Below are 16,350 nucleotides of genomic sequence, written 5' to 3' on the forward strand. Positions count from 1 at the left end.
CGCCATTTATGGCGACCTGGATTGCAGGTGCGCATGAATGCGCACCCTACGGGAATTTACAGTTTTTCTGCCGCGAAATGCTGCGTCGGCTTGGCAATCGCATCCTGCGCGGCCACCAACTGCAATTCGTACTCGCCCATTTCGTGGGTTTTCAGCATCACCTCATACACCGCCGCGGTGATATGCTCGAGCGCATCCTGCAGCGACTTACCGTGCAGCAGATCGACCAGCAGCAGGCCGCTAGTGAGATCGCCCACGCCAACCGGCTGACGCACGCCAAAGTCCACCAGCGGGCGGCTGATGTGCCAGCACTCATCGGCGGTCACTAGCAGCATCTCAAAGCGATCGCTGCGACGTCCGGCACGCGCCAGATGTTTCACCAGCACCACTTTCGGGCCTTTGGTGATCAGTTCACGCGCCGCAACCACCGCTTGCTCCACGTTGGCCACTTCATGGCCGCTGAGCATCTCCAGCTCCAGCAGGTTCGGGGCGATGATGTCGCTGGCGGGCAACGCCATTTTGCAGTGAAACTCCGCCACGCCCGGCGCCACGATGCAGCCTTTTTCCGGATGGCCCATCACCGGATCGCAAAAGAACCAGGCGTTCGGGTTGGCTTCTTTCACCAGACGCACGATCTCCAGAATCTGTTCGCCCTGCTCCGCCGACCCCAGATAGCCACTCAACACCGCATCACAGGTTTTCAGGCGGTCAACCGCCGCTATGCCTTTAACGATGTCGGTCAAATGCGTGGCGGGCATCACGGTGCCGGTCCAGTGACCATACTGGGTGTGATTAGAAAATTGCACGGTATTCAGCGGCCAAACGTTTGCGCCCATGCGGCGCATCGGGAATTCGGCAGCGCTGTTACCGGCGTGTCCGTAAACAACGTGAGATTGAATTGCGAGAATATTTTTCATTTTGCCCTGTACTGCTGTCTTGCCATAAAAAAGGGCCGGAAGCCGGCCCTGAACGCTTACTGCCAGTTAATCAGGCAGTAATGTTTTTTACCGCGACGCAACAACGTGAAACGTCCAAACAGTTTATCGCTGTCGCTGAAACGGTACTCCGCATCTGACTGTTTTTCGCCATTCAGCGATACCGCGTTAGAACCGATCATGGTGCGTGCCTGGCCGCGTGATGGCACCAGCTCAGCCGCCACCAGCGCCTGCTGCAGATCGTCTTCTGCCGTCAGTGTGATGGTTGGCATGCCGTCCTGCGCCAGCTGCTCGAAGTCCGCTTCGGTCATCGCGCTCAGGCTGCCGGAGAACAGGCTCTCGGTGATGCGTTTTGCCGCGGTTAAGCCGCTTTCACCGTGCACCAGACGCGTCACCTGCTCAGCCAGCACGTATTGCGCGCGTGGCGCTGTGCCGCTGTTTTTGTCCTCTTCTTCCAGCGCATTGATCTCTTCAATGCTCATGAAGGTGAAGAACTTCAGGAAGCGATACACGTCGGCATCCGCGGTGTTGATCCAGAACTGGTAGAACTTGTAGGGACTGGTTTTCTTCGCATCCAGCCATACTGCGCCACCTTCGGTTTTACCGAACTTGGTGCCGTCAGATTTGGTGATCAGCGGCACGGTCAAGCCCCACGCCTGCTGCTGATGCAGACGACGCGTCAGGTCGATACCGGAGGTGATGTTGCCCCACTGATCGGAACCGCCAATCTGTAGCACCACATCGTGACGCTTGTTCAGCTCCGCAAAGTCATAACCTTGCAGCAGGTTGTAGGAGAACTCGGTGTAAGAGATGCCCTGTTCTTCGCGGTTCAGACGCTGTTTCACCGCTTCGCGGTTGATCATCTGGTTAACTGAGAAGTGCTTACCGATGTCGCGCAGGAAGGTCAGCACGTTCATACCGCCAAACCAGTCGTAGTTGTTCGCAGCAATTGCGCTGTTATCGCCGCAATCGAAGCTGAGGAAAGGCGCGACCTGGTTGCGGATCTTGTCGACCCACTCGCCAACGGTTTCAGCGGTGTTAAGTTTACGTTCTGCTGCTTTAAAGCTGGGATCGCCAATCAGACCGGTGGCACCACCCACCAGCGCGACCGGCTTGTGTCCGGCATCCTGAAAACGTTTCAGGCAGAGCAGCGGCACCAGATGGCCCAAATGCAAGCTATCAGCGGTAGGATCGAAGCCGCAATAGAGTGCAATTGGCCCTTGCGCCAGTCGCTCTGCTAACGCTTCTTCATCCGTTACCTGGGCGACTAAGCCCCTTTCTTGCAATTGTTGTATCAGGTTACTGCTGGTCATCACTGACTCCAAATTGATCAGACTGCACCTAGGCTGGTACACAGCTTTCCGCTGACGTGCGGAGACGAAAAAAAAGAGGGCTATAGCATAAAGCGCTGACGCCAACTGCGCCAGCGTTGAAAGGGGATAAAACGCAGTTTTACGGGGCTAAACGGTCAATCGACCAGCCATTGTCATTACGCTGGTAGAGGAAGCGATCGTGCAGGCGATGTTCGCCGCCCTGCCAGAACTCCACGGTGTGGAATTTGACGCGGTAGCCACCCCAGAAACTCGGCAGCGGCACGTCGCCCTGCTGGAATTTCTGTTTGAGTTCGAGGAACTTGCCTTCCAGCACGCCGCGCGCCGAGATGCGGCTCGACTGCTTCGACACCCACGCGCCAATCTGGCTATCACGCGGGCGGCTGCTGAAATATTTTAACACCTCCAGCGGCGACAGTTTTTCCACTTCGCCCAGCACCATCACCTGACGCTCAAGGAAGTGCCACGGAAAGTGCAGCGAGATACGCGGATTCTCTGCCAGCTGCAGCGCCTTGCGGCTGCCGAGGTTGGTGTAGAACACCATGCCTTGCTCGTCGTAATGCTTCAGCAGCACGATGCGCTGATAAGGCTGGCCGCTGCTGTCAACGGTGGCGACCGTCATCGCCGTCGGATCCGGCAGTTGAGCGGTGCAGGCCTGCTGCAGCCACTGCTCAAACAGCGCCAGAGGATTATCGGGCAGATCTTTACGTCGCAGCCCGCCGCGGGTGTATTCACGACGCAGATGGGCAATATTTTGCAAGCTGTCACTGTCGCTCATGCTGTTTCTCTTTCTCTCACGTTTACTGAACGGAGGTATCCGCGTTCTGCAATTCACAATCATTAATCACGATTTTGTTATTACGTTCAACAAAAGCGCCATTGCCTTTTGACCAGAAGACGTAAGTGCCGTCGCTGTAGCGCGCGCCAGAGGCCGAGATTGTTTGTGCCAGCGTCAATGGCTTACCGTCCAGAATAAAGCTCACCTGCTGCTTCGCGTTATCCTGAGTGACCGTCAGCGGCAAAGTCCCGCACTGATAGCGCAGCTGTTGCGGCGTCTCTTCCTGCTTATGCATAATGCCGCAGCCACTTAATAGCGCCACGCTGCTCAGTATCATCATTATTTTTTTCATCTTTACCTCTTAACGACCAGGTCGGGGATTGGCCGGATAAATTGCGCCCAATACGCTCATGTCCCGCGCGCCCGTTACCGCTGGCAGGTTGCCCGGTAACCCATTTACTGTGCGAAACGCCAGCCAGGCAAAGGCCAGCGCTTCCATATCATCACCGCTAATGCCCGCTTCGTCGGTGGTACCGACTTCAGTTCCCGACAAATGCGTGGCCAGCCGCGCCATCAGCAGCGGATTTCGGCTGCCTCCGCCGCAAACCAACAGACGATCGCAACCGTCGTTGAGCTGCACCTGCTGCGCGATGGTTAACGCCGTCAGCTCGGTCAGCGTGGCCTGTACATCCTGTGGCGCCAACGCCGGGAAACGCTGCAACTGCTGCTCGATCCAGCTGAGATTGAAATATTCGCGCCCGGTGCTTTTTGGCGGCGGTAGCGCAAACCATGGATCGCTTAACATCAACTCCAGTAGCGCCGGAACCACCTGACCGCTGCGCGCCCAGCCAGCGTCTTTGTCGAACGGTAAGCCTTTGTTGCGCCAAATCCACGCATCGATCAGCATATTCCCTGGACCAGTATCAAACCCGCGTACGGCCTGGCCCGGGATCAACAGTGACAGATTGGCGATGCCGCCGATGTTCAGCACCATGCGGCGCTCGACGCTGTCCATCAACAGCGCCTGATGGAAGGCCGGCACCAGCGGCGCGCCCTGGCCGCCAAGCGCCATATCGCGGCGACGAAAATCCCCGATCACTGTGACGCCGGTTGCCGCCGCGATCTGGTTGTTATCACCAATTTGCAGCGTATTCGGCGCATCACTTTGCGGCTCGTGCCACACCGTTTGCCCGTGGCAGCCAATCGCCATAATGTCGCTGGCCTCCAGCGACTGCTGGTGCATCAGGGTTAAAACCGCCTCGGCGAACAGCTTGCCCAGCCGCGTGTCCAGTTGCCCGAGCTGCGACAGCGTCAAAGTTTGTCCCTGACAAATGGCCAGCACCTGCTGGCGTAATTCCTGCGGGATGGGATGACAATAGCTGGCCTGCTGCGCCACCATTTGCCCATCAATGGCCGCCAGCACCACGTCCACGCCATCAAGGCTGGTGCCGGACATCACGCCAATATAGCGTCCTGATTTCATAGCGGTTCACTCCCTTAACATCGTCTGGCTTAAGCCTGGCAAATTACCGGGTCTAATTCTATGATAAAATTCCGCTTTTCAGCGTCACTGCGCAGTGCATTCCAGCTCAAAAATATTTTCGTCACGTAATTGAATTTTTGTTGAGGGACGATGGTCTATGCTTCGCCCCAGCCGCGTTTTATACGGACTTAGAGTCATTTGCCAGTTTTCTGTCTTATACTCTGTGCAGTACAGGATGAGAAACATGGCGTTTTTTTGCATTAAGGAGCGTTCTGATGATTAAGCGTTTTGTAGCCGTGGCGTTGACCGGCTTAACTCTGGCAGGTTGTGCCAACAACAGCACCCTTTCCGGTGACGTTTACAGCGCCAGCGAAGCTAAACAAGTACAAAGTGTTTCCTACGGCACGCTGGTTTCGGTTCGTCCGGTGAAAATCCAGGGCGGCGATGAAAACAACGTGATTGGCGCAATTGGCGGTGCGGTACTGGGCGGTTTCCTCGGTAACACCATCGGCGGCGGCAGCGGTCGCAGTCTGGCAACCGCGGGCGGTGCGGTACTCGGTGGCGTAGCCGGTCAGGGCGTTCAGGGTGCGGTCAACAAATCTGACGGTGTCGAGCTGGAAATCCGCAAGGATGATGGCAACACCATCATGGTGGTGCAGAAACAAGCTGCCACCCGTTACTCGGTTGGCCAGCGCGTCGTGATGGCGTCAAACGGCAGCCAGGTTACCGTTTCGCCACGTTAAGCGGACAGATAAAAAAAACCGACGCCTGGCGTCGGTTTTTTTATTTCTCGCGGTTATGAAACTCGAGAATGTTTTTTTCCAGCCGCGCAATCAGCGTCACCATCTGATTGATCTCTTCCAGGCTAATGCCGGAAAGGATGTCATCGCGCGTGGCATCAATCACATTCTCAACCTGCTCGATAATCGGCTCGGCCTGCTTGGTCAGCTTGATGCGCTTGGCGCGGCGATCGTTGGCGCAGGTGGCGCGGGTGATCAATCCCTTCTCTTCCAGCTGATCCAGCGTGCGCACCAGTGAAGGCTGCTCAATGCCAATCGCTTTTGCCAGCTGAATCTGTGACTGCTCTGGCGGGAGTTGATGAATATTGTGTAACGTCACCCAGTGTGTTTGTGTCAACTCAAGCGGTTTCAAGCGCTGATCGATTAACGCGCGCCAAATGCGCACCAGACGAGACAGATCGGTTCCCAAGGGCGTATCCATTGCATCTCCTTATAATTAGCTTGCTAGCTATTAAGCCAGATTTTACACTATTCTGCGAGTTTACCTGGCAAATTACAAATACCAGGCCTGCATATACGCTTGCCGTCTACGCTCTATTTAGATGATTCCCGGTCAAAAAGGATGATGACACGTGTCCCTAACCGCTTTTTCCCCCAGCGCCCCGCTTACCGACCTGGTGTTCGGTGCGTCGCTGTTTTTCCCGCCGCTGTTTAAAGCGGTGTTACTCGGTTTCTTTTTCTGGTTGTTGATTCACCCGCTGATACGCGGCTGGATCTACTCCGGCGATGTCTGGCATCCCACCTTAATGGACCTTTCCCTGTTTGTGCTGTGCGTCGCTGGCGCATTGTGGTTACTGAGCCTCGGATAAATCACTATGAAATTCAACCCTTTTAAGTATTTTTCAACTCTGGTGATCTTTGCGCTGGCCCTGCTTGCCGGATGGTGGATGTGGAATTACTACATGCAATCGCCGTGGACGCGTGACGGCAAAGTGCGCGCCGAGCTGGTGGATATCACGCCCGAAGTGTCCGGTCGCATCATCGCTCTGCAAGTGCGTGACAATCAGTTCGTGCATAAAGGCGACGTGCTGCTGAAGCTCGATCCGGTGCCGTGGCAAATTGCGCAAGCCAACGCCGAAGCGCAGCTGGCCAAAGCGCAGGCCGATCTGGCGAAAGCGCAACATGAAGCCAATCGTCGCGCCAGCCTGCCGCGCAACGTCATTTCAGCGGAAGATATGGATGCCGCGCGCTTAACCGCCAATGCCGCGGCATCAACGGCCAAAGCGGCGCAGGCCAGCCTTGATCAGGCCCGCTGGAATCTCGATCAAACCACCATCACCGCGCCCACCGATGGCTGGATCAGCAACCTGACGCTGCGCACCGGCAACTACGCCAGCGCCGGTACGCCGCTGTTTGCGCTGGTCGACAGCCACTCTTATTACGTGATGGGCTATTTCGAAGAGACCAAGCTGCGCCATATTCAGCCCGGCGCGGCCGCGCAAATTGTGTTGTACAGCAACGGCGCGCATTTGCAGGGCACGGTGGAGAGTATCGGACGCGCCATTTATGACCAAAGCGTCGCCAGCGATGGCGGGCTGGTGCCGGATATCAAGCCTAACGTGCCGTGGGTGCGTCTGGCGCAGCGCGTGCCGGTGCGTATTCGCTTAGATGCGCTGCCGGAAGGCGTGCCGCTGGTGGCGGGTACCACCTGCACCATCTCCATCGCTCACTGAGGTTGTGATGAATTTTCAGTGGCTGGCCTGGCAAAATTTGCCGTGGATAAAAGCGACTTGGGGCGAGTGGCGCTACGCGCTGCGTAATGGCATCGCGATGTGTCTCGCCTTGACCATTGCCTATGCGCTGCAACTCGATGAACCTTACTGGGCCATGACCTCGGCGGCGGTGGTGAGTTTTCCCACCGTCGGCGGTGCCATCAGTAAAAGTCTGGGGCGCATCGTCGGCAGTTTGCTCGGTGCCAGCGCCGCGCTGCTGATCGCCGGACACACGCTGAACGAACCCTGGCTGTTTGCCTTTTTCATGGCCGGTTGGCTGGCGTTTTGTACCTGGATCGCCAATCACTACCAAAACAACGTGGCCTACGCGTTTTCGCTGGCGGGATATACCGCCGCTATCATCGCCTTTAGCAGCGTCAACATCACCGATGTCACTCAGCTGTGGGATATCGCCCAGGCGCGCGTGTGCGAAGTGATTTCCGGCATCCTGTGCGCCGGATTGATGATGATGATTCTGCCCAGCACTTCGGATGGCAACGCGCTGATGAGTTCTCTGCGTCAGATGCATGCGCGTTTGCTGGATCATGCGGTGTTATTACTGCAGCAAGGCAGCACCGATAACGTGCGCACCGCCCATGAGAATGTCATCAGCCAGATTCTCACCATGAACCTGCTACGCATTCAGGCATTCTGGAGCCACTATCGCTTCCGCCGCCAAAACAACGTGCTCAACTATGTGCTGCACCAGCAGCTGCGCCTCACCAGCGTGCTCTCCAGCCTGCGCCGCATGTTGCTGAACTGGCCCGACGCGCCCCCCGAACTTTACGACGCCATTGCCAAACTGCTGCAGGAGCTGGCGCAGCCGCAGTGCGACAAATACCGTTTGGCGCTGATTCTGCGTGGCATCACGCCATCAGCAACCGGTGATTACCGCCAACGCGCCTTCGTCCAGCGACTGCGTTATTTCTGCTGGGTGTATCTCAATGTGAATCGCTGGATTCGCCTGATTGAGCGCGCCGATGCCGATACCCGTTTTCAGCCGCCGTATGCGCCCTCGCTGGCGCGCGAAAGCGACAGTGCTGAAGCCGGCTGGAGCGCGCTGCGCACCTTTAGCGTCATCATGCTGGGCTGCGCTTTTTGGATCACCACGCAGTGGGATTCTGGTGCCGCCGCCCTGACGCTCACCGCCATCGCCTGCGTGCTTTATTCGTCCGCGCCTTCGCCCAGTGGCAGCGTCTCGCTGTTGTTGAAAACCTTGCTGTGGCTGTCTCTGTTTAGTTTTGTGCTGCAGTTTGGTTTGATGGTGCAAATCAGCGCGCTGTGGCAGTTTTTGCTGGTGCTGTTTCCGCTGCTGCTCACCTTGCAGTTGTTCAAATTGCAGCAGAAGAAACGCGCGGGGATGTGGGGGCAATTTATTGTTTTCATGGGATCCTTTATCGCCGTCACCAATCCGCCGGACTGGGATTATCAAAGCTTCCTCAATGACAATATCGCCAAGGTGTGCGGCGTACTGCTGGCGTGGCTGGCGTTTCAGGTGCTGCGTCCCAGTTCCGATGCGCGTCGCAGTCGTCGGCATATTCGTGCCCTGCGCCATGCGTTTCTCGATCAGCTCCGCCGTCAGCCGCGTCTGAGCGAAAGCCACTTTGAATCGCAAATTTATCATCACATCAGTCAGCTCAGTAATAGCCGCGACGAGCAGGCGCGCGTCTGGCTGCTGCGCTGGGGCGTGGTGTTGCTCAACTGTTCCCACATCGTCTGGCAACTGCGCGAATGGCAGCCGACGTCGGCTACGCTCGGGCAAATGCGTGATAGCAGCCTGCAGGATCTGCAACGGATTATGAGTCTGCGCGGCGTGCATCACACGGCGTTGCAGGCCACGCTAGATGAGCTGGAAACCTTGATTGAGCAACTGCTGCAGCAAAAGGAGAGCGAAGCCAATACGCTGGCGGGCATTTTGTGGCGCCTGCGCTGCTCACTGGCCCAGTTAGCGCAGGCGGTGCCGGATTGATTACTGACAATATTGCGAGGTCTGGCGATTAAAATCGTCCTGCAACTGCTGCAGCGATTTTTGTACTTCGAAGCGGGTTTTATCCTGATCGGACATCGGTTCAATCACCAGCGCCTTCTCTTCTGAGGAGTAGATAAAGCGGCGATACAAAGTGGTGCCGGTGAAACTTTTGCCCTGAATGCCGCCGCACACCACCGTCATCGCATGACGATAAGTTTCGCTGTGGGTGAAGTTGGTTTCGGTGGCGCTGCGCAGGACATTTTCGCAGCCGTTGGCTTCAAGCCGATGAAGTGTGTGCTGTGTCAGCCATTCACGGCCGCGCGCAATCTTCTCACAGCCGATGCGCAGCGGATTGGTATCGATGGTGCGTTGCAGTTGTCGACTGGCATCTAAACGCAGCTGTGTGTCGTTGGGTTGATCGCATCCCACCAGCAATAAACATAACAACATCATCCCACGCGCTTTCATTCCTGCCCCTGAAGGTTTTATTCCTGAATCAATATCATAGGACGGAAAAACCGCGGAGAGTAGCAAGAAAATGGGTCAACTTTTTTCAGCGTGAGGAAATTGGGGCGACAAGCTGCTGCCGCCCAAAGCATTAGATTACGCCGCAGGCAAAACGCGCCCCGCCGCCGCCAAGCGGTTGCGGATGGTCGGCATGATTATCGCCGCCCACATGCACCATCAAGGCTTTACCTTTGATTTCACTCAGGGATTTGATGCGTGGCGCAACGACCGGATACGTCGCCTTGCCATCTTCGGTTACAAACAGCGCGGGTAAGTCGCCAAGGTGACCATCGGCATACGGACCAAGATGCTTGCCGGTTTTTTGCGGATCGAGATGTCCGCCCGCCGCACCAGCCGCCACCGTTTTACCGTCCGATTCGCCCGGTTCACAGCTGCCTTTAGCATGGACGTGGAAGCCATGAATGCCCGGCTTCAGGCCGCTTAACGCGGGGGTAAATTGCACACCGTACGGCGTTTCGCTGAGGGTGACGGTGCCAATCGCCGCCCCGATGCCTTGCGCCGTGGTTTCATGCAGCGTGACTTCTTCTGACGCCGCCTGCGCACCCGCGGCGCAGGCCAGAGCCAGCATAACAATGAGGGTTTTCTTCATAACGTCTCCTTACGGTTAGATTCCCTGTAAGCCTGGACTGCTTTCATCCAGGCTGCCGTAATTTGACGCAGCTTTACGCTTTAGGGCACATCGTAGCCGATGGCGGCTTTGCGGATGCGGAACCATTGCTGGCGATCAAGCGTTAACTGGCACGCGCCGACCGCTTCTTTCACACGTTCGATTTTGCCTGATCCAATAATTGGCAGCGGACGGCTTGGCAGCTTCATCACCCATGCATACACCACTTGCTCGATATTGCTGGCACCCATCTCCTGCTTGACCTGCTCCAGCTCATCGCGCAGCGGCTGATAATGCGGATCGTTAAACACGCGACCGCCGCCGAGGCACGACCACGCCATCGGGCGAATGCGATTTTGCTGGCATTGATCGAGTGAGCCATCCAGCAGCGACGTTTGCTCCAGCGGAGAGATCTCCAGTTGATTGGTGACCAGACTGAACGGCAAACGCGATTGCAGCAGCGTGAACTGCGACGCGGTGAAGTTGGAGACGCCGAAATGGCGCACTTTGCCGCTCTGATGCAGCGCCATAAAGGCTTCTGCGATTTCATCGGCGTCCATCAATGGATCCGGGCGATGAATCAACAGCAAATCGAGGTAATCGGTATTGAAATGGCGCAGCGAATTTTCGGCGCTGTGCAGAATATGGCTGGCTTCGGTGATGTAGTGACCAATGCGGTGTTCAGGCTTCGCGCGCGTCGCAATGCCACATTTGGTGACGATTTGCAGCTTTTCACGCAAACCCGGCGCAAGGCGCAGCGCGGCACCGAAGGCGGCTTCACATTGGTAATCGCCGTAGATGTCGGCGTGATCGACGGTGGTGATACCCAGCGCTAAATGGTGCTCAATAAACTGCACCACCTGCTGCGGCGTCATGCCCCACTCCATTAAACGCCAGTAACCGGCAATCAGCGGTGAAAACAGCGGTCCCTGCGGTGCAATAGCCTGCGGTTGTAACATGGTTAAACTCCCTTGAACACGGTTCCAGATGACGAAAGCGGGAGTATAACGGAAAGGCAGATCATCGTTTTCTTAAAACAGTTCCGGTTGTTGTGGATCATGATCTTCATCCACTTTTTGCTGCCGCTGCAGGCGCAAAAAGCGTTGCCGGCACAAGCGCAGCACATCGCGCTTTTGCGCATCGCTGAATTTCATCCAGTTAAAGCGCTCTTCCCGGCTGCGTAAACAGCCACGACAATAGCCACGCGCGTCACTTTGGCAAATGCCACGACACGGGCTGGGAACGGGGAAGAACTCTAGTTGCTCGGCCACATCCACTCCGCAATTAACATCTCATATCACATTGATAACAGCTTAATGACATTGTGCAAAGAGTAGACGCCGATTGCGCATAATCAAGCCATTATGGCGCCTGGTTACGCCTGTTTACCAAATAGCCAGCGTTTATCGGATTTGGATGGTTTATGTTTACTCGTGGTTAAGGTTTTCCTCAGCTTGTCTTCATACGATTGTCACACACCTTCTTACCGTTGAGTTTTCATGAGATTCCCGACCACCCTGCAGTGCGGCACCAGCGGATTTAACCTTATTGCTGCCCTGTTTTTCGCATTAGTCCTGAATGCCCTTTTCTTGCTGCGCGCCTGGGAAATGATCCCTTACGATCATCCCCACGATTATCTGTTCGCCGCCAGTATTCCACTGGTGCTGGCCTCGGCTTTCTATTTTATTTTCTCGCTTGCAGCCTGGCCGTATCTGCGCAAGCCGTTGCTGATCGTGCTGGTGTTCGTCAGCGCCGCCGCCAATTACTTCATGCACAGTTTTGGCACGGTGATCGACACCAATATGATGCAAAACGTCTTTGAGTCCGACCCGCAGGAAGCCTCAGCGTTGTTCAGCAGCCGCTATCTACTCTGGATGCTGTTGATGGGGATGGTGCCGGTGGCGCTGATTTGCAGCGTGCGTATTCGTCGTGGACCGCGCTGGTGGTGGAATCTGCTGCAACGCCTGACGGGCGCACTGGGCGCAATATTGGTGATACTGCTGATGGCGGCGCTGTTTTACAAAGATTACGCCTCGCTGATTCGCAATAATAAAAACCTGATCAAGATGATTACCCCGGCCAATATCGTCAGCGGTACCGGCCACTATGTCGATCAACGTTATCTGCAAGGTAGCCAGGCGCTGGTGAAAATCGGCGAAGATGCACATAAAGGTCCGTTCATCTCCGCAGCAACCCGTAAAACGCTGGTGGTGTTAGTGGTGGGCGAAACGGCGCGCGCCGAGAACTTCTCGTTGGGTGGTTACGCGCGAGAGACCAATCCAGAACTGAAAAAACAGCAGGTGATTTACTATCCCAACGCCAGTTCCTGTGGCACAGAAACCGCTATTTCCGTGCCCTGTATGTTCTCGAATATGCCCCGCGTGCATTACGACGCCAATCTGGCGCACCATCAGGAAGGCGTACTCGACATCCTTGCCCACGCGGGCGTGAGCGTACTGTGGCGCGAAAATGATGGCGGCTGCAAAGGCGCCTGTGACCGCGTGCCGCACACTGATATGACGCAGTGGAAACTGCCGCAATATTGTCATGATGGTTTTTGCCTGGATGATGTGTTGCCGCATCGTCTTGATAACTATGTCGCTAGCCTGCACAACGACGGCATTATCGTGCTGCATCAGATGGGCAGCCACGGCCCAGCCTATTATCAGCGCTATCCGGCTGAGTTCCGCCGTTTCACGCCCACCTGTGACAGCAAGCAGATCCAGGATTGCGATCATCAGGCGCTGGTGAATACTTACGATAATTCGCTGCTGTATACCGACGACATGCTAAGTCGCACCATCGATAAACTCAAAGGCCTGAGCGATCGCTTTAATGTGGCGCTGGTTTATCTCTCCGATCACGGCGAATCGCTTGGCGAGCGCGGGATGTATCTGCACGGCGCGCCTTACCTGTTTGCGCCTGCGCAGCAAACACATATTCCGCTGCTGATGTGGATGTCACCGGGATACGCGGCGGCGAACCACATCAATGAAGCCTGTTTACGCCAGCAAGCTGCCGACGCAAAGGTTTCACAAGATAATCTTTTCCATACGGTTTTAGGCATGTTCAATATCCAGACGCAGCAGTATCAGCCGCAGCTGGACATGATCAGATCGTGCCAAACTGCCGCCTGAGGGTTGCGTTAGACTGACTGGTCTAATAACCTGCGACCCATGAATAAGACTCTGCAACGCAACGATACCCGTGAACATCTGCTCGCTATTGGCGAGCAGGTTTGTTTACAGCGCGGCTTTACCGGCATGGGATTGATCGAGATGCTGGCGCTGGCGGAAGTCACCAAAGGCTCGTTCTACCACTATTTCGGTTCGAAAGAGGCCTTTGGCGTTGCGCTGATTGAGCGCTACTTCGCCCACTTCCAGCAGCAGATTGATCAGCAATTGAATCTGCCCGATTTAACGCCGACCGAGCGCCTGTTAGCGCATTTCCGCTATGGCGAACGGCTGTTTATCGAGCAAGGTCATATTGTTGGCTGTCTTGGCGTGAAGTTGTCAGCCGAAGTGTGCGATCTCTCCGAACCGATGCGCGATGCACTGCAACAGGGTGCCAACGCCATCATCGCTGCCTACACGCGCTGTTTGACTGAGGTGGCGGCTGAGCAGCCGCTGCCGTTTGGGCAAACGCCGCAGCAGCTGGCGCAGCGCTGCTACTTGCTGTGGCTCGGAGCCAGTTTGCAGAGCAAGATTTCCCGAGAGCCAGGCCCGATTAGCCTGGCGCTCAACACCATCGAACAGTGGCTGATAAGTCACTGATTTTTAAAAAGCGTCGTGACTAGACGACCGGTCTTCCTGGAGCAATCAATATGGCGAGTAAGCAGCTGTTCTCCCCACTCAAAGTGGGCGCGATTACCGTACCGAACCGCATTTTCATGGCCCCGTTGACGCGTCTGCGCAGCATTGAGCCGGGCGATATCCCTACGCCGCTGATGGCAGAATATTATCAACAGCGCGCCAGTGCCGGTTTGATCATCACCGAAGCCACTCAGATCTCTTTCCAGGCGAAAGGCTATGCCGGTGCGCCGGGTCTGCACACACAGCAGCAAATTGCCGCGTGGAAAGTGATTAACGAAGGCATTCATGCCGCCAACGGTCACAGCGCCGTGCAGCTGTGGCACACCGGACGCATTTCTCATCACAGCGTGCAGCCAGAAGGCAAAGCGCCGGTCGCGCCAACCGCGCTGGCGGCGGGTACGCGCACTTCGCTGCGCGCCGCGGATGGTTCTGTTTATCGTGAAGACACCTCCGTGCCGCGCGAGTTGTCAGTGGCTGAAATTCAGCAAATCGTAAAAGATTTTGGTCAGGCCGCTGCCAATGCGCGTGAAGCCGATTTCGACCTGCTGGAGCTGCACTCCGCGCACGGCTATCTGATGCACCAGTTCCTCGCGCCCGGCTCAAACCAGCGTAGCGATGAGTACGGCGGTTCGATTGAGAAGCGTGGCCGTTTCGCGCTGGAAGTGGTGGATGCGGCGATTGCCAACTGGTCTGCCGATCGCATCGGTATCCGCGTTTCGCCAATCGGTGCCTTCCAGAATCTGGAAAATGGCCCGGAAGAAGAAAAAGCGGCGCTGTGGTACATCGCCGAGTTAGGCAAACGCGGCATCGCCTATCTGCACCTTTCTGAGCCAGACTGGGCGGGCGGACAGCCTTACAGCGATGCATTCCGTGAAAAAGTGCGCGCCCTGTTCCCAGGCGTGATCATCGGTGCCGGTGCTTACACCGTTGAGAAAGCCGACGATCTGATTGCGCGCGGCCTGATTGATGCGGTGGCGTTTGGTCGCGACTTTATCGCCAACCCGGATCTGGTTGCCCGTCTGCAGCAGGATGCGCCACTCAATCCGCAGCGTCCTGAGAGCTTCTACGGCGGCGGCGCGGAAGGTTATACCGATTATCCAACCCTGTAAGAAAATAGCTGCCGCGGCGGATAGGCGGCAGCGTTGTTTCATCAGTGTGTATACTAAGTTGCTTGTCATGCACTGATGACGTTTTAAAAAAGAGGATGTTATGCGTTTACTTCACACCATGTTACGCGTTGGCGATTTGCAACGTTCTATCGATTTCTACACCCGCGTGCTCGGCATGCGCGTGCTGCGTCAAAGCGAAAACACCGAGTATAAATACACTCTGGCATTCGTTGGCTACACCGAAGAGAGCGAAGGCGCGGTGATTGAGCTGACTTACAACTGGGGCGTGGATAAATACGATCTCGGCAACGCTTACGGCCATATCGCGCTGGGCGTGGACAATGTGGCTGACACCTGCGAACGCATTCGCAGCGCGGGCGGCAACGTGACGCGTGAAGCGGGCCCGGTTAAAGGCGGTTCAACTATTATTGCGTTTGTTGAAGATCCAGACGGCTACAAAATCGAGCTGATTGAAAACAAACATGCCGGTCACGGCTTAGGCAACTAAGGTTGCTCGTCAGCCTGCTATTTGCAGGCTGACTTCCCTCTCCTGCTGCACCCTCCTGCGATTTTTGCCATAATGCGCGCTGCCCTATTTATTGCCATGAGATCCTGATGTCTGAATCGAACGCTTTAAACGCTCTCCACCAACGCTTCCGCGGTTTTTATCCTGTTGTGATCGACGTTGAAACCGCGGGTTTCAATGCACAAACCGATGCACTGCTGGAAATTGCAGCCACCACGCTGAAAATGGATGAAGACGGCTGGTTGCACCGCGATGAAACGCTGCACTTTCATGTGGAACCGTTTGAAGGCGCCATTCTGAATCCTGCGGCGCTGGCGTTTACCGGCATCGATCCCACCAATCCGCTGCGCGGTGCGGTAAGTGAATATGAAGCCCTGCATGCGATTTTTAAAATGGTGCGCAAAGGCACCAAAGATAGCGGCTGCAATCGCGCCATTATCGTGGCGCACAATGCCACTTTCGATCTCAACTTCGTGATGGCGGCCGCAGAGCGCGCCAGCCTGAAGCGCAATCCGTTCCACCCGTTTGCCACTTTTGATACCGCGGCATTGAGCGGTTTAGTGCTCGGGCAAACCGTGTTGGCGAAAGCCTGTAAAGCGGCGGGAATGGAGTTTGATAGCACGCAAGCGCATTCGGCGCTGTATGACACTGAGCAAACCGCGACGCTGTTCTGTGAGTTGGTGAACCGCTGGAAACGCCTGGGCGGCTGGCCGCTGGCTTTCAGTGAAGAATCCGCAGACGACGCGTCTGCCGAGTAACC

General features: G+C 56.1%; 19 protein-coding genes. 9 read left to right on the forward strand and 10 right to left on the reverse strand.

The annotated features are described in order from the left end of the window. Positions 1-56 precede the first annotated feature (56 nt). The 5 genes from pdxY to anmK form a co-directional block, all read right to left on the reverse strand. Complete coding sequence (gene pdxY / locus HX773_RS10985) at positions 57-917, reverse strand: pyridoxal kinase PdxY (protein ID WP_176971531.1); 861 nt, start codon at positions 915-917, stop codon at positions 57-59. A gap of 56 nt (positions 918-973) precedes the next feature. Further along, on the reverse strand, positions 974-2,248 hold the full coding sequence (gene tyrS / locus HX773_RS10990) for a tyrosine--tRNA ligase (RefSeq protein WP_176971532.1): 1,275 nt from the start codon (positions 2,246-2,248) through the stop codon (positions 974-976). 139 nt (positions 2,249-2,387) lie between these two features. Next, positions 2,388-3,044 carry a pyridoxamine 5'-phosphate oxidase gene (pdxH, locus tag HX773_RS10995; protein ID WP_176971533.1) on the reverse strand — a complete coding sequence of 219 codons (657 nt, stop codon included), beginning with the start codon at positions 3,042-3,044 and terminating at the stop codon, positions 2,388-2,390. A gap of 22 nt (positions 3,045-3,066) precedes the next feature. Further along, positions 3,067-3,396, reverse strand: coding sequence for an MliC family protein (locus HX773_RS11000; protein WP_176971534.1), 330 nt, complete (start codon positions 3,394-3,396; stop codon positions 3,067-3,069). Between the two features lie 9 nt (positions 3,397-3,405). Next, positions 3,406-4,527: an anhydro-N-acetylmuramic acid kinase gene (gene anmK, locus HX773_RS11005; RefSeq protein ID WP_176971535.1), complete on the reverse strand. Its 1,122-nt coding sequence runs from the start codon at positions 4,525-4,527 to the stop codon at positions 3,406-3,408. A 275-nt stretch (positions 4,528-4,802) separates the two neighbouring features. On the opposite strand from anmK, the gene slyB reads away from it, so the two are divergent. Next, positions 4,803-5,270 carry an outer membrane lipoprotein SlyB gene (slyB, locus tag HX773_RS11010; protein ID WP_176971536.1) on the forward strand — a complete coding sequence of 156 codons (468 nt, stop codon included), beginning with the start codon at positions 4,803-4,805 and terminating at the stop codon, positions 5,268-5,270. Positions 5,271-5,310: 40 nt separating this feature from the next. On the opposite strand, the gene slyA is transcribed toward slyB, so the two are convergent. Further along, positions 5,311-5,748 (reverse strand): transcriptional regulator SlyA, encoded by a 438-nt coding sequence (gene slyA / locus HX773_RS11015; RefSeq protein WP_007892783.1) that lies wholly within the window; start codon positions 5,746-5,748, stop codon positions 5,311-5,313. A 151-nt stretch (positions 5,749-5,899) separates the two neighbouring features. Here slyA and HX773_RS11020 point away from each other — a divergent pair, with 151 nt between their 5' ends. From HX773_RS11020 to HX773_RS11030, 3 genes are read left to right on the forward strand one after another with little or no spacing between them, the layout of a single operon-like run. Further along, positions 5,900-6,136 carry a DUF1656 domain-containing protein gene (locus HX773_RS11020; RefSeq protein ID WP_008110284.1) on the forward strand — a complete coding sequence of 79 codons (237 nt, stop codon included), beginning with the start codon at positions 5,900-5,902 and terminating at the stop codon, positions 6,134-6,136. 6 nt (positions 6,137-6,142) lie between these two features. Further along, a complete protein-coding gene (locus HX773_RS11025; RefSeq protein ID WP_176971537.1) occupies positions 6,143-7,000 on the forward strand; it encodes an HlyD family secretion protein in 858 nt (285 codons plus the stop codon). 7 nt (positions 7,001-7,007) lie between these two features. Beyond that, positions 7,008-9,008 carry an FUSC family protein gene (locus HX773_RS11030; protein WP_176971538.1) on the forward strand — a complete coding sequence of 667 codons (2,001 nt, stop codon included), beginning with the start codon at positions 7,008-7,010 and terminating at the stop codon, positions 9,006-9,008. Here the strand turns inward: HX773_RS11030 and HX773_RS11035 are convergent, their stop codons facing one another. The 4 genes from HX773_RS11035 to HX773_RS11050 form a co-directional block, all read right to left on the reverse strand. Next, positions 9,009-9,476 carry a hypothetical protein gene (locus tag HX773_RS11035; RefSeq protein WP_176971539.1) on the reverse strand — a complete coding sequence of 156 codons (468 nt, stop codon included), beginning with the start codon at positions 9,474-9,476 and terminating at the stop codon, positions 9,009-9,011. 130 nt (positions 9,477-9,606) lie between these two features. Next, entirely contained in the window at positions 9,607-10,125 is a 519-nt protein-coding gene (sodC, locus tag HX773_RS11040; RefSeq protein WP_101764542.1) for a superoxide dismutase family protein, read from the reverse strand. An 80-nt stretch (positions 10,126-10,205) separates the two neighbouring features. Further along, positions 10,206-11,102, reverse strand: a complete 897-nt coding sequence (locus HX773_RS11045) for an aldo/keto reductase family oxidoreductase (RefSeq protein ID WP_176971540.1) — start codon at positions 11,100-11,102, stop codon at positions 10,206-10,208. A gap of 72 nt (positions 11,103-11,174) precedes the next feature. Then, the gene (locus HX773_RS11050; protein WP_008110296.1) at positions 11,175-11,414 is read right to left on the reverse strand and encodes a DUF1289 domain-containing protein; all 240 of its coding nucleotides are present in this window, start codon (positions 11,412-11,414) and stop codon (positions 11,175-11,177) included. A gap of 228 nt (positions 11,415-11,642) precedes the next feature. On the opposite strand from HX773_RS11050, the gene eptA reads away from it, so the two are divergent. The 5 genes from eptA (at position 11,643) to rnt (ending at position 16,348) form a co-directional block, all read left to right on the forward strand. Continuing rightward, on the forward strand, positions 11,643-13,280 hold the full coding sequence (gene eptA, locus HX773_RS11055) for a phosphoethanolamine transferase EptA (protein ID WP_176971541.1): 1,638 nt from the start codon (positions 11,643-11,645) through the stop codon (positions 13,278-13,280). A 39-nt stretch (positions 13,281-13,319) separates the two neighbouring features. After that, a complete protein-coding gene (locus tag HX773_RS11060) occupies positions 13,320-13,916 on the forward strand; it encodes a TetR/AcrR family transcriptional regulator (RefSeq protein WP_176971542.1) in 597 nt (198 codons plus the stop codon). A gap of 50 nt (positions 13,917-13,966) precedes the next feature. Then, complete coding sequence (locus HX773_RS11065) at positions 13,967-15,064, forward strand: alkene reductase (protein WP_176971543.1); 1,098 nt, start codon at positions 13,967-13,969, stop codon at positions 15,062-15,064. Positions 15,065-15,164: 100 nt separating this feature from the next. Continuing rightward, positions 15,165-15,572, forward strand: coding sequence for a lactoylglutathione lyase (gene gloA, locus HX773_RS11070; RefSeq protein ID WP_007892766.1), 408 nt, complete (start codon positions 15,165-15,167; stop codon positions 15,570-15,572). A gap of 107 nt (positions 15,573-15,679) precedes the next feature. After that, complete coding sequence (gene rnt / locus HX773_RS11075; protein WP_154152440.1) at positions 15,680-16,348, forward strand: ribonuclease T; 669 nt, start codon at positions 15,680-15,682, stop codon at positions 16,346-16,348. Positions 16,349-16,350 lie beyond the last annotated feature (2 nt).

The sequence above is a fragment of the Pantoea sp. B9002 genome (assembly GCF_013385945.1).
In the GTDB taxonomy this organism is placed as follows: domain Bacteria; phylum Pseudomonadota; class Gammaproteobacteria; order Enterobacterales; family Enterobacteriaceae; genus Pantoea.

Bases quoted from the DNA above. Each gene is read 5' to 3' on its own strand.
- pdxY (WP_176971531.1), bottom strand. From the start codon at position 917: ATGAAAAATATTCTCGCAATTCAATCTCACGTTGTTTACGGACACGCC.
- tyrS (WP_176971532.1), bottom strand. From the start codon at position 2,248: ATGACCAGCAGTAACCTGATACAACAATTGCAAGAAAGGGGCTTAGTC.
- pdxH (WP_176971533.1), bottom strand. From the start codon at position 3,044: ATGAGCGACAGTGACAGCTTGCAAAATATTGCCCATCTGCGTCGTGAA.
- HX773_RS11000 (WP_176971534.1), bottom strand. From the start codon at position 3,396: ATGAAAAAAATAATGATGATACTGAGCAGCGTGGCGCTATTAAGTGGC.
- anmK (WP_176971535.1), bottom strand. From the start codon at position 4,527: ATGAAATCAGGACGCTATATTGGCGTGATGTCCGGCACCAGCCTTGAT.
- slyB (WP_176971536.1), top strand. From the start codon at position 4,803: ATGATTAAGCGTTTTGTAGCCGTGGCGTTGACCGGCTTAACTCTGGCA.
- slyA (WP_007892783.1), bottom strand. From the start codon at position 5,748: ATGGATACGCCCTTGGGAACCGATCTGTCTCGTCTGGTGCGCATTTGG.
- HX773_RS11025 (WP_176971537.1), top strand. From the start codon at position 6,143: ATGAAATTCAACCCTTTTAAGTATTTTTCAACTCTGGTGATCTTTGCG.
- HX773_RS11030 (WP_176971538.1), top strand. From the start codon at position 7,008: ATGAATTTTCAGTGGCTGGCCTGGCAAAATTTGCCGTGGATAAAAGCG.
- HX773_RS11035 (WP_176971539.1), bottom strand. From the start codon at position 9,476: ATGAAAGCGCGTGGGATGATGTTGTTATGTTTATTGCTGGTGGGATGC.
- sodC (WP_101764542.1), bottom strand. From the start codon at position 10,125: ATGAAGAAAACCCTCATTGTTATGCTGGCTCTGGCCTGCGCCGCGGGT.
- HX773_RS11045 (WP_176971540.1), bottom strand. From the start codon at position 11,102: ATGTTACAACCGCAGGCTATTGCACCGCAGGGACCGCTGTTTTCACCG.
- eptA (WP_176971541.1), top strand. From the start codon at position 11,643: ATGAGATTCCCGACCACCCTGCAGTGCGGCACCAGCGGATTTAACCTT.
- HX773_RS11060 (WP_176971542.1), top strand. From the start codon at position 13,320: ATGAATAAGACTCTGCAACGCAACGATACCCGTGAACATCTGCTCGCT.
- HX773_RS11065 (WP_176971543.1), top strand. From the start codon at position 13,967: ATGGCGAGTAAGCAGCTGTTCTCCCCACTCAAAGTGGGCGCGATTACC.
- gloA (WP_007892766.1), top strand. From the start codon at position 15,165: ATGCGTTTACTTCACACCATGTTACGCGTTGGCGATTTGCAACGTTCT.
- rnt (WP_154152440.1), top strand. From the start codon at position 15,680: ATGTCTGAATCGAACGCTTTAAACGCTCTCCACCAACGCTTCCGCGGT.